The sequence below is a fragment of the uncultured Amphritea sp. genome (assembly GCF_937127095.1).
In the GTDB taxonomy this organism is placed as follows: Bacteria; Pseudomonadota; Gammaproteobacteria; order Pseudomonadales; family Balneatricaceae; genus Amphritea.
The window spans coordinates 1-12,298 of the sequence record NZ_CAKZLP010000014.1; the positions used below are offsets into that span (position 1 = coordinate 1).

Consider the following 12,298-nt stretch of genomic DNA (forward strand, 5'->3'; position numbering starts at 1 on the left):
AAATGATTCCTGATGGCCCTGTCTCTGACTGTATTCTTAAATCACACCCGTCGGATGGAAGTCCGACAGGCTGCTAGACGGAAAACTGCGTTTTCCTTGCTAGAAACAGCAGACCAGAAAACCGCCTAAAGAGGCGGTTTTTATGTTTCAGGGGGCTTGTTTAGTCCTGTGTTAACCCGGATGTTGCGGGTTTTTTTAGTGATAACCGAACATCAATAGCTGAATGACATAACCGACGCCCTCGGCTGTTTCTTTGGTGTCTGACCAGCCGCGTTTTGCCTGACGGAAGAAATCGCTGACAGGGTTCGATCGGTATCCATGCGCTTTTAAAAGAGCGATCATCTCTTTATTCCGGTGTTCCCGGGCATAACCCAACGCCCCCAGTTTGTCCTGCTCATCTTTAAAGTCACGGTACTCTGGCAGCTTGAATGCTTCAAACATCGCCTTCATAACCGACGTATTGTTGTATTTAGCGGTTAGCCAGATTAAACGGCTGATATCATTGTTGTTGTAGTCTGTTCGGGGCAGTGAGTCGAATAGTGCTCCCAGCATCGCGCCGTCCTGATACTGGATCGCTAATGCCATATAAAACATCATGCAGTCGTCATTGCAGCTGTTAAGGCCTGACGCCAGATCCCGTATCAGTGTATATGTTGTCCGGCGCTGCTCTAGATCGTAAACAGTGAGATCATGAACAATAGCGGCTGCCAGACTATCCTGGTAAATATTCAGCTCGCGATAGTCATCGGTATAGTGGAAGATATCCAGGCCTGTATCGCGTAACTGCTGAATCTCTTTCATTGTGCCGGACTTACTGTAGTTGAAACTAGTGCTGAGAAAGAAAAATGTGTAGGGGTTGCCCTGATAGTTCTGCAACAGAATCGGTTGGTAGCGCTCGATCTGACGATAACGTCTGGTCGCAACAAGAATGTCTAATAGCTGGGATATTTTATACTGGCTGTTTTCAAACGGCGAAACAAACTGGCGGCTACTGTTGACCTTAAAAAAGGCTGGCATCAGCGGCGGGTTGTCCCAGATCAGAAAATCGTCCTGGGTCAGGTTGTCCTTGCCCGCTAACAGGGCGAACAAAAAATAGCTTTTGTCATCCAGTCTTTGTTTTAACTCAGCGTTGTAGTGTTGGTAGATATAATCCAGCTGCGTGGCAGTATCGCGGTTTAAATACATATCCAGGAGTGAGAATTCAAGGCCTTGATCGATGGACCAGTTGCCATCGTTGTAAGTGATTTTTCGCGGCTGGTCTAACAGTGACATGCCATGGACAGACCCGGTTGCCGTAAAGAACGCTTCAAGAGCCTGAATGTCCAGTGTTTGCCACGAGGCAGTCATCACGATATCGGTAAAAGCTGTGGCCGCATCAGTCATCTCACTGGTGCTGGTGTCCACTCTGTATCCCGGGTCGTCGCACCGGGATATTTCGAAGCTGTTCTGCTTTTGTGCTTTGCGCATCTGTTCCAGTCGGGTTACCGGGTAGTGCTCACAGGCTATGACAAGGTCGGAACCCGCAGCATACAGCGTCGCAGATGCAGGCCAGAGTCCGGCCAACAACAGTCGTGTGATGATAAACAATCCTTGTCGTTTCATGTTGGATGAATGCCTCAGTGGATGATTAGCTACTCTGCCGCTCTTGATTCCCGGTTGACATAAAGTTCAAGCATCGCCTCACTATGTTGAATGCCATTGAGTATTTCGCCGGGCAGCTGGGTGCTGAACTCCACTTTAGCGTAGGTGAGCCTGGCGCTGAGAGGCTTTCTGCCGCTTATCTCTATATGGCGGTTATGTGCTTTCATTAACGGCTTCAGCAGATCGATACTCCCTTTCGCTTTAATATGCCAGGGGGTAAGACTGCCGGAAAACAACTCATCTGCGGCGAGTGTCGACTCGGCAACGCTGATCTGATCAAGCGGCTGAATGCCCTCCCAGCTGACAGTCAGGGACTGATCTTTGAGTAATCTGTCTGGCCAATGGATACCCTGCAGATTTACGTGGGGTGGATGGTCGAAGTGCGCCAGACTAACCGGTGGGCGTCCTGGTAAGACCAGACTGACATCAATGCCCTCTTCGTTTATTGGAATATCATCGCCGGTATAATAGGTTTTCTGGCCGTACCATGCCCGGGATTGATCCCAGCGCGACAAGCGCACACCGTTGACGAGCAGATAGGCCTGTTGCAGCAGAATAAATGCGCCTCCCTCGGTTAAGAGTTCCACGGAGATATCTTCTATGATCTGCGGATTGTCCAGATTGTCGCGAACGGTGATAGACATGCTCAAACTATCGGGGTCGAAAGGCTGAGTTTCGTCAAACAGTGTTAGCGTGTTGTTTGTCTTTTCCCGGTTGTTGGTGTTGTCTGTTTGTTCACTGCAGCCACAGAGGGTTGCGCAGAGGAATATGACCATCAGCAGTGTTAATGGCGTTACTGTCTTTTGACATTGGCTACTCACTCTTTTCCCCCAGCCTGATCATCAGGGCCCGGTTGTCCGGAAAGCTCGCTGGTGGTTGCAAATTCCCCCTGGTGCAGCTGGTATCCGGGAAGATCTTTATCCCATTGCAGGTATACCAATGATGAACCTGTCAGCAGGCAGCGATCTTCACAGAATGGTTCTGTTTGTTTATCCCGCAGCAGAAGGTTGAAGTCATGATCAAGCAGATAATATTGCTGTTGTTCGTTGTTTTTTAACCGCTCTATCAGGATCAGACTATCAGGGGCGTTGCTGCCGGTGAAACCGTGCTGTTGGCTCTCCTGTTCCGGGTCGATCAGATTGATCAGTTCGCCTTTGTTGGTGAGCACCGCATTGAAGGGTGTCCCCCGCTCGCTAATACGCCTGCGCATATCACGGAGTAAATCGTTGTAAACGCCCCGTAATAACGGGTTGTCAATCATGCGTTGATAAGCGGGTGTGAGTTCCAGACCGGGAGTGGTCGGCATGGTCACACTTTGCAGGTAGTTGAGCTGTATCTCGGCGATGTGGCTCTTTTCCCTACCATAGAAACCCAGGAGTATCAGGTTTTTATCGGCGTCCCGGTAAAACGCGTTGATATAATAGTCTGTATAAGACTCAAGGTCGGGGCTTAGCCGGGTCTGCTGTATGGGGTCGCCGGATTTGTGGATGATGAAAACAGAGTCACCCCCACTCAGAATAAAGGCGTCATCGTACTCTTTCGCCAGGCTGAGGGCTTTGTAAACCAGAGCAATACCCGGGGACTTTGCCAGAAGGATCTGGCGTTGTTTGCTGCCTTCCCTATCAAGAAAATAAGCGTACTGTCGAAACGTCATGTAGTCCTTACCCGGGGGTATTTCTCTCCGAACCACTCCCGCCATGACCTGCCCGTCGGTTGTTATCATGAGTGAATTAATCAGCTCATTGTGAAACTCCTGGCGACGTAAAATCTGCCCTTCAGCTGAGATGTAAAACAGGAAAGAGGAGAAACTGTTTTCCTCATCAATTATTAACGGGCTCATCGCCAGCAGAATCCGGCCATCAGGCAGGCGCACCATGGGGCCCGAAGACACCAGGTCGTTATCAAACCGGTTAACCCAGAGCACAGAACCATCCGGGGCAAGATGAAACAGGCTTACGGCGATCTTCCGGCCGGTGCTGGTGGAAAACAGGTCCATCTCGGTTGAGCCATGACTGGACGGGCTGCGGAGCAGGTCGTCGATCGCACCGCGATCAAAATGGACCTCGATATCGTCCGAATGCAGGGTGGTGCCGGCAATGTAATAACCGGAATCATCGGCAGTTATTGCGCTAACGTGATTAATGTTCTGCAGCGGATGTTGCCAGCCCGGCACATATTTCCGGCTGTTGCGTGATGGCAATGTATCCAGCTCCAGGCTGGGATAGGCCTGGAGTCCGTCCAGCGGCTGCATACGCAGATGATGCATCAGGTTATCAGGAATGGTGTTGCTGCTTGCCCAAAGGCAGGGGGCGAGCAGGATCATGGCGGTAAGGGTAAGCGTGCGCATCATGGTTTCCAATCGAAATATATCTGACAGCTGTCGGCATCAATCCGGGCAAGTACGGCGTTACTGTTGGCCGAACTGTCAGCATCCTTTATATAGGCAGCGACCAGTCCGTCCTTCCAGGGGGCGGCGGCTGCAATTATGTCTCCGGCGTCACCGATTAAGCTGGTGCTGAAGCTGGCTTCATCTGGCGAGAGACAGAAGAGCACCGGTTGATTGATCTTGTCGTACTGGCTGTTACCGTAGCGTTGTTCCTGTCTGCCGAGACCGATGATGCGGCCTTGTGGTGTTTGCAATAGCCGCTCCAGTCCTGGAATACTTTTCAGCTGACTGATGAGACTGCCATCCTGAAGGGATAGTTTGGCAAGGGTCTCTTCGCTGTCAATGGTGTAGAACAGATGATGAGTGGGGTCGGTTAACAGACCCTGCATGCTGTCCATATCGTGATATATCCGGCTCCAGATCTGTTCTCCCTGTGGCGATAGCAAGGCGGCAAAGGTCCGGAAAAAGTCGTTGTACTGGTTGAGGTGCCCTGTTACCAGCAGTGTGCCGTCCGGCAGTTGCTGCATCGCATTGATTGTCGACCGGACATAGCCAAAATCGAGTTGATAATGACCCAGCAGATCGCCATTGCTATCCAGCACTTCATAGGCGGCATCCATCCCGTGAGTACCGTAGGCATAGAGTTTGCCCTCCGCGCCGGATAGCAGACCCTCTGTGTGATCCAGCAGAATGGTATCGCCTTTGGCAAATGGCTGAGCTTCTTTGAACAGGAGTTGATGGGTGCCTGACACAAAGTCCTGCTCTCCATTGCGTGCTACTAGCCAGCCTGGCCTATCCTCTGTTTCATGGCGGATATTAGTGGTCGAAAACGTCTTCTGACCGGTGCCAGGGATTGTGCGGATCAGTGCCAGCATGTTATCGGCCTCGCCCAGAATAGTGCAGCCAGCGGTATCGCAGGACATGCTGTCAACGGTGGTGCTGAAGGGAGATTGGTCCAGGTCCAGGTAGTGGAAGGTTTTGATCTCGAAGTTATCTGAACGTTTTTGAATCACGACCTGTTCAGGGCCCGCAAGGATGATATACGCATGACTGTCGCTGACCGCATAGTCGATCGGTGGCAGATCTCCGCTGCCAATTAACGCGGTATTTGACATCTCGCCATCGGTGCTCAGGATCGATGCAAGATAACGTGAAACTAAGCGGGGTGGTTCGGATGAGGAGAGATATATTTCCGGGCGGAAGAGGATCATCGTCCGGTCAGGATAGTAGTCCTGTTTTTGTAGATCGTAAGTGAAAAAACGGTGGAAGGTTTTTTTGCCGACGGTTGCAACGGGCACCGCGGGAACAAAAGCCTCAGGACGAGTGGCGATATTGCCCACCGGGGTGAGTGAATTATCGTATGCAACGGTTGTTCGGCTGGTGGTCAATGCATAGCCTTCGGAATGTATCACCAGTGATTCGAATACACCCAGAATATCGGTTTGCTGCAGTGGCTCTCCATGCTCACTGAATAGCGTTAGCCGGGTCTTCTGTCGACCATCAAGAAAACGATTTTGCGCTAAGAGCAGTTTACCGTTGTTGAAGTACAGCCCTGCGGGATTATCGAGAATATTAAAAAATCGTTCCTGATCTAACGTCTGCTCCCAGAGAATGGTGCCGGTGGTGTCTTGTCGGGACAGCTGGTAGCGTTTTTCTGTGTTTGAATACAACAGAACATAGAGATCGTCCTGAGGCGAGGCTGCCAGCTTGAGTGGCAGGTTAGGGTAGGGCAAATAGTGGTTGAACCGGCTGCCCAATGAATAGGCCATAGTGTAAAAACGGTTGATCTGTTCCTGAGTGGCCGCGCCGTTATCGATCAGCAATTTGGCCATTTCAAGGTGCTCATCTGAGGTATGTTCCAGCATCCTTTCCATCACCGTGATGCCATAGTACAGAGCTGTCTGGGGATTTATCCCGCTATCAATGTAACGCTGCACCAGTGCATAGTTGTATTCACCCACCGCCTCACCAAAAGGGTTCTCACTGGCGCAGGGGATGCCCTGATCGAAAAGTACGACGGCTGTCGGGTCATCAGAATCGCAATACTGGTCAACGTATCCTGGGCCGAATATGGCATAGTCCGGATGGGTAATAACCAGATCGTAGGGCAGTTTTTTCAGCATGTCGAAAAAGTCCCAGCTATCGTCCTCTGTATAGCGAACAGACGAGAACAGCGCTTCGGTTAACAGGCGCTGGCGGGGTGACGCGCTGGCAAAGTCGATGGGGTTGAGCAGATTTTCGACATTTTCTTGCGAGAACTGTTCAGGGTAGAGGCTATAGAGTTGGAAGAGGGCATCACCACTGAGATATTCCTGCAGCATGTTGGTGGCCTCTGCCTGGGTCGGGCGATATCCGGCAGCAAGAATCTCACTTGTCTGAGAACTATCGGAAGGGTCGTAGGCGGCTTGCAATATTTGTGGATCGGCGAAGGGCAGGTTGTTTCTTAACCACCAGACCATTTCGTCTGTATCGTCGGGTTTTAGTGTTGCCGATAAACGCTTAAACGCCTCATGATCGATCAGTGCGCCACGTTCTATCAGGTCACTTGCTAATGAGTGCTGACCGCCAGCAACGGCCGCGACCAGTGCATTGTCGCCGTTACTGTCAGGCTTACTGAAGTTGTGTGGTGTTGTCTGTAGGTAAAGCTGTTCGAGACGCTCACGATCACCCTCAAAGGCCGCCTGGGTCATGGCGTTTCTGCCATTCGAAAGTGGGGCATAAGGCTCTTTGTAAGCGTCAGCGGGGTGGGGTGTGTAACTGTGTAGGCCAGATTTTTTGACTTTTTCAGGCGGAGTGGCGTTTGCTGTTTCCGGACTGAACGATGAGGGGCGCTTATCGGGATTGATCGTTACTGCGATGAAGATCAGGGAGCTGATAACAGCGACGAATAAGAGTGTTTTTTTAAACATGTAATTACTTAATGGCCATCCGTGGGAGGAAAATAATACCCCGGATAGCCGCACTTTTCATGTCAGTCAGGGCGCAAACCAGCGACCTGTATCAAACAAAAAGTCACTTTATTTCATTTAGCAGTGTTTCAGTGCTATCAATCCGGGCATAGGCAAATCCCAGCGCCGCCATAAATGAAGCGTGTACCTGCTCGGCGGGGACGGTGATGCCGTTGAATGCCTGATCTCTTGTGGCGCAGGCATCCTGAGCGACGGTGACGTTGTAGCCCAGATCGGCTGCGGCACGAACGCCAGCATCGATACACAGATGGCTCATCGCCCCGGCCACGATCAGATTTTCAATGTTTAAGGTCTCGAGAACCTGTTTCAGGTTGGTCTCTTTAAAACTGTTTGCTGAGTGTTTCAAAATAACCGGTTCATCGTTTACCGCGGCAACGGTGCTGTGAATCTGTGCACCTTGCGATCCGGGCTTAAAGAAGGGAGCCTCATCGGTTTTAAATTCATGGCGTACATGGATAACCAGCATCTGTTTTTCACGAAAAGCGGCCAGTAGTTTTGCGCCGTTATCCGCAGCACGCTGAGTGTTATTCAGTTCCCATTTACCGCCCGGAAAATAGTCATTCTGAAAATCGATTAACAGCAGTGCTGTATTCGGCTGAACCTGTGTCATAGCGATACCTCTATCAGTAGTATTGGTTGATATGGCTATTATCCGCTGACTCAGTTCTCTATACTGGAGTCGTTTTTGACATATTAAGAGCAATAAGTGACATATAAGTAATATATAGCGTCGGTGTTTATGAAAACAATCAACATTGCGGTTATCGACTATCCCGGGGGGATGAAATCCGCCATCGAAGGGTTATCTGAGCTGTTTGGCATGGCCAATCGTTTGAGTCTGGAGCGGCCAGAGGGAGTGCATTTTGAGATCCGGGTGTTGTCGAGTGGGGAGTTAGCCGATCTGTCAGCGCCCGTTATAACCGATGTTCCGCAAGTGATTATTTTGCCCCCTTGCATTGTTGGTAGTTTCTATACCGACGAACAACCGATTCTGAGTGAATGGCTGAAGGCGATGCATGCTTCAGGCGTGTTGCTCTGTTCTGTCTGTGCCGGGGCTTTTATTCTGGCGCAGACGGGCCTGTTGAATCAGCGAGCGGCGACGACCCACTGGATGCTGGCTGAGCAACTGGCCCAGCGATTTCCCGACATCAGAGTGGATGACAGTAAAATACTGATTAATGATGGGGATCTGATTACTGCGGGTGGCCTGATGGCCTGGCTGGATCTAGGACTGGAGTTGGTGGCACAGTTCGGCAGTCCGGCACTGATGCGCCAGTTAGGCAAGCACCTCGTGGTTGATACCGCCCCCCGTCAGCAACGTTACTATCGCTGCTTTATGCCACCATTTGATCATGGCGACCGGGCTGTTCTGAAGAGTCAGCACTATTTACAAAGTCATAGCCACACCAGCGTGACGGTGAAGCAACTGGCGGAAGACTGTCACCTGACCGAGCGGACCTTTCTGCGCCGTTTTGTCCGCGCAACCGGGTATAAACCAAAAGAGTACATCCAGCAGTTGCGTATCAGTAAAGCCTGCGAAGCGCTGGAAGGCTCAACGGAGAGTATTGAGGCGATCTCGCTGAATAGCGGATACGACGATGTCAGTGCCTTCAGAAAAGTGTTTATTAAAATTATCGGGCTGACGCCGCGCGAGTTTCGGCGACGTTTTAGTGCTGAAACCTGATGCAGATGCTTAAAACGGCAGATAGTCTGGTTGTTGAAGGTCGAATAAATCGGCCAGATACGTTAGCCTGCGATATTCATTGAGTGTGTACATAGTCAGATGTACGAAATGTATCCCTGCATATCAGGAGGATAGCGATGTTATATAAGGGAGTTTTACTGGGTTTGCTGTTGGTTTCTCAACTGACGTTTGCTGACTCATCGGAGATCTATCTTCTCGGTGAGTTTACCTATAAAGGCACGCCGATCAGTAAAGCGGTATTGCTGGAAGATAAGCGGGTAACGGAACTGGAGCAGTGCCGTGATTTTGTACATTATCAGATACGTGGCACTGAGCGGGGTAAAAACTACTACCGTCACTATATCCGGGCGCAGAAAACCGGCGTGAACATCGTTCCCCGTTATACCTGTATTCAAACCCGTATGAAGGTCAGTGAATGGAATGACCATGATTTCTACGACAAGGTGTATCTGATCGATCTGCGTGATGGTCTGCAGTTTACCCGGTTTGAAGATACCAACAGCTGCTGGGCTGAAATTCGCAAAGACCCTGATAAACATACCAAGCAATTGTTCTGCGCTAAAATGAGTCAGACGGTGTCTGCTGCAAAATAAGATAGATTTGTTTGTGTTTTGTCTGTCTTCGCGTATAATTTCGCCTCCCGTTGGCTATGCCATAGAGGAAACTAACTCTAACTCCTTGCTTTCTACCGTTTTTCGATGCGGCTGAAGGCTGTATAAACCGTAAGGAGCAATTAATGCGTCATTACGAAATCGTTTTTCTGGTTCACCCGAATCAGAGTGAACAGGTTCCAGCTATGGTTGAACGTTACACCAAGCTAATTGAAGAATCTGAAGGTAAAATTCACCGTCTGGAAGATTGGGGCCGTCGTCACCTGGCTTACCCAATCAACAAAATCCATAAAGCTCACTACGTTCTGATGAACGTTGAATGTGCTCAGGAAACTCTGGACGAGCTAACCAACATTTTCCGTTACAACGATGCGGTTATCCGTAACATGGTTGTACGTCGTAAAGCTGCGGTTACTGATGTGTCTCCTATTAAAGCTGCTGAAGGCCGTGAAGAGCGTCGTCCACGTCGCGAAGAACGTTCTGAAAAGCCTGCTGAAGTGACTGAAGCGCCTGCTACAGAAACTCCTGCTGCTGAAGCGCCAGCTGCTGAAGAAGCTGCTGCCGAGTAATCGGTTTAACCCATATTTAGAGGAGATATACCATGGCTCGTTTTTTCCGTCGTAGAAAATTCTGCCGTTTTACCGCTGAAGGTGTTGTTGAGATCGATTACAAAGATCTGGATACCCTGAAAGGTTACATTACTGAAACCGGTAAAATCGTTCCTAGCCGTATCACTGGTACTAAAGCTCGTTACCAGCGTCAGCTGGCGACTGCTATCAAGCGTGCTCGTTACGTTGCACTGCTGCCATACACTGACAGCCACCAGTAATAACGGTTAACCTGCTGCACCTATTTCACGATAGGTAAGCAGGTGATTAAACAAGTTTCAGTCTGCCGGTGTTATACATCGATAGGCGAGAGTAAAAATAGAGGTTTGCGAGATGGAAGTTATCCTGCTCGAGAAAATTGGCAAACTGGGTAGCCTGGGTGACAAGGTAACCGTTAAGCGTGGTTACGGTCGTAACTACCTGCTTCCTTTTGGGAAGGCGGTTCCTGCTACTGCGACTAACCTGGAAGCATTTGAAGCACGTCGTGCTGAACTGGAATCTGCTGCATCTGAGAAGTTGAACTCTGCTCAGGCACGTGCGGCACAGCTGAACGAAATCGAACTGTCTATCGTTGCCAAAGCTGGCGAAGAAGGCAAACTGTTCGGTTCTATCGGTACTGCTGATATCGCTGATGCGATCACAGCTTCTGGTATCGAAGTGGCTAAGCATGAAGTTCGTCTGCCAGAAGGCGCTCTGCGTACTACTGGTGAGTTCGAAGTTGCTATTCAGCTGCACCCTGAAGTGACTGCTACTGTTGGCATCGTTGTTGTTGGCGAGTAAGCATTGCTTTTGATCTGAAATTTTCAGATCAGGGTGAGTTAAGAAGCACTGCGTAGTATTATACTGCGCAGTGCTTTTTTCGTTTTAGACCAGTCGATTTTTTTAAACTGGTATCCTGTGTGTCGAGGTATAAGGTTTTATGGATTATCTGGATCCCAATTCAGCCGATATGGAGGGTGTAAAAGTCCCTCCCCATTCTCAGGAAGCTGAGCAGTCGGTGCTCGGCGGTTTGATGCTGGATAATAATGCCTGGGATGCCGTTTCAGAGATTGTGCTGGAAGATCAGTTCTATCGCCACGATCACCGGCTGATCTTCCGTACGATCGAGAAGCTGGTTAACAACATGCAGCCGATCGATGTGGTGACCATCTCTGAAGAGCTGGACCGCACCGGGAATCTGGATGCTGCCGGAGGGCTGGATTATCTGGTCGAACTGGCCCGGAACACCCCCAGTGCCTCGAATATTCGCGCCTATGCAGAGATCGTTCGTGACCGGGCGTTGCTGCGTAAGATGATCACCGTGGCTCACGAGATTGCTGAAAGTGCCTTTATGCCGGAAGGGCGTGCGGGTGCTGACATTCTCAGTGAAGCGGAACAGAAGATTTTTCAGATCGCCGAAGACCGACCCAATGAGGGTGGCCCTGTCGGGGTCAATCCACTGCTGAAAAAGGCGGTGGATAAGATTGATGAGTTGTTCAATTCCGAAGGTGCGATGACCGGTGTCACCACCGGTTTTGATGAGCTGGATAAAGCGACCGGCGGCATGCAGCCTTCCGATCTGATTATCGTTGCCGCCCGTCCATCGATGGGTAAAACCACTTTTGCCATGAACCTGGTTGAAAATGCGCTAATGGCACAGGATAAACCGGTACTGGTATTCAGTCTCGAGATGCCTGCCGATCAGCTGGTCACGCGTATGCTCTCCTCTCTTGGACGGATCAACCAGACCCGGGTGCGTTCCGGTAAGCTGGAAGAGGACGACTGGCCCCGTCTGACCACTGCCGTCAATATGCTCAGAGATAAACCGCTGTTTATTGATGATACGGCCGGTATCAGCCCGACAGAGATGCGCAACCGAGCCCGACGTATCGTTCGGGAACATGGTGATATTGCTATGATCATGGTGGATTACCTTCAGCTGATGCAGATAAAGGGCGGTAATAGTGAAGGCCGTACGGCGGAGATCTCTGAGATCTCCCGCTCGCTCAAAGCGCTGGCGAAAGAGCTGGAATGTCCGGTTATCGCCCTGTCGCAGCTTAACCGTGCGCTGGAGCAGCGGCCGAACAAGCGCCCGGTAAACTCCGACCTGCGGGAATCCGGTGCGATCGAGCAGGATGCCGATGTGATCATGTTTATCTACCGGGATGAGGTTTATAACGAAGACTCTCCGGATAAGGGCATTGCTGAGATTATCATTGGTAAGCAGCGTAATGGCCCGATAGGTAGCAACCGTCTGGCCTTTATCGGTCAGTTCACCAAGTTTGAAAACCTTGCGCCGATGTCCTACCAGGACTATGAATAAGTCTGAGTTATCGGTTCGGGTTTAGACCCAGAAATCGCAGATAAAAAAAACCGCCACATCAGGCGGTTTTTTTGCT

At 50.4% G+C, this 12,298-nt stretch carries 11 protein-coding genes; 6 read left to right on the plus strand and 5 right to left on the minus strand.

Features of this window, described 5'->3' with window-relative positions:
• Positions 1-195: 195 nt before the first annotated feature.
• The 5 genes from Q0499_RS03190 to Q0499_RS03210 all read right to left on the minus strand — a co-directional run bounded on the left by Q0499_RS03190 (position 196) and on the right by Q0499_RS03210 (position 7,606).
• Positions 196-1,602, minus strand: a complete 1,407-nt coding sequence (locus tag Q0499_RS03190; protein WP_299195973.1) for a hypothetical protein — start codon at positions 1,600-1,602, stop codon at positions 196-198.
• Positions 1,603-1,631: 29 nt separating this feature from the next.
• Positions 1,632-2,462, minus strand: coding sequence for a hypothetical protein (locus Q0499_RS03195; RefSeq protein WP_299195975.1), 831 nt, complete (start codon positions 2,460-2,462; stop codon positions 1,632-1,634).
• Positions 2,459-3,988 (minus strand): hypothetical protein, encoded by a 1,530-nt coding sequence (locus Q0499_RS03200; protein ID WP_299195977.1) that lies wholly within the window; start codon positions 3,986-3,988, stop codon positions 2,459-2,461. The genes Q0499_RS03195 and Q0499_RS03200 overlap by 4 nt, the downstream gene beginning before the upstream one ends.
• The gene (locus tag Q0499_RS03205) at positions 3,988-6,936 is read right to left on the minus strand and encodes a hypothetical protein (protein ID WP_299195980.1); all 2,949 of its coding nucleotides are present in this window, start codon (positions 6,934-6,936) and stop codon (positions 3,988-3,990) included. Before Q0499_RS03205 ends, Q0499_RS03200 begins: the two co-directional genes overlap by 1 nt.
• A gap of 103 nt (positions 6,937-7,039) precedes the next feature.
• Positions 7,040-7,606, minus strand: coding sequence for a cysteine hydrolase family protein (locus Q0499_RS03210; RefSeq protein WP_299195982.1), 567 nt, complete (start codon positions 7,604-7,606; stop codon positions 7,040-7,042).
• Positions 7,607-7,735: 129 nt separating this feature from the next.
• Between Q0499_RS03210 and Q0499_RS03215 the strand changes: the two genes are divergently transcribed.
• The 6 genes from Q0499_RS03215 to dnaB all read left to right on the plus strand — a co-directional run bounded on the left by Q0499_RS03215 (position 7,736) and on the right by dnaB (position 12,222).
• A complete protein-coding gene (locus tag Q0499_RS03215) occupies positions 7,736-8,680 on the plus strand; it encodes a helix-turn-helix domain-containing protein (RefSeq protein WP_299195985.1) in 945 nt (314 codons plus the stop codon).
• Between the two features lie 137 nt (positions 8,681-8,817).
• On the plus strand, positions 8,818-9,294 hold the full coding sequence (locus tag Q0499_RS03220; RefSeq protein ID WP_299195987.1) for a hypothetical protein: 477 nt from the start codon (positions 8,818-8,820) through the stop codon (positions 9,292-9,294).
• Between the two features lie 143 nt (positions 9,295-9,437).
• A complete protein-coding gene (gene rpsF, locus Q0499_RS03225) occupies positions 9,438-9,881 on the plus strand; it encodes a 30S ribosomal protein S6 (protein WP_299195989.1) in 444 nt (147 codons plus the stop codon).
• Positions 9,882-9,913: 32 nt separating this feature from the next.
• A complete protein-coding gene (gene rpsR / locus Q0499_RS03230; RefSeq protein ID WP_299195991.1) occupies positions 9,914-10,141 on the plus strand; it encodes a 30S ribosomal protein S18 in 228 nt (75 codons plus the stop codon).
• A 112-nt stretch (positions 10,142-10,253) separates the two neighbouring features.
• A complete protein-coding gene (gene rplI / locus Q0499_RS03235; protein ID WP_299195993.1) occupies positions 10,254-10,700 on the plus strand; it encodes a 50S ribosomal protein L9 in 447 nt (148 codons plus the stop codon).
• A 139-nt stretch (positions 10,701-10,839) separates the two neighbouring features.
• Positions 10,840-12,222: a replicative DNA helicase gene (gene dnaB, locus Q0499_RS03240; protein ID WP_299195994.1), complete on the plus strand. Its 1,383-nt coding sequence runs from the start codon at positions 10,840-10,842 to the stop codon at positions 12,220-12,222.
• Positions 12,223-12,298 lie beyond the last annotated feature (76 nt).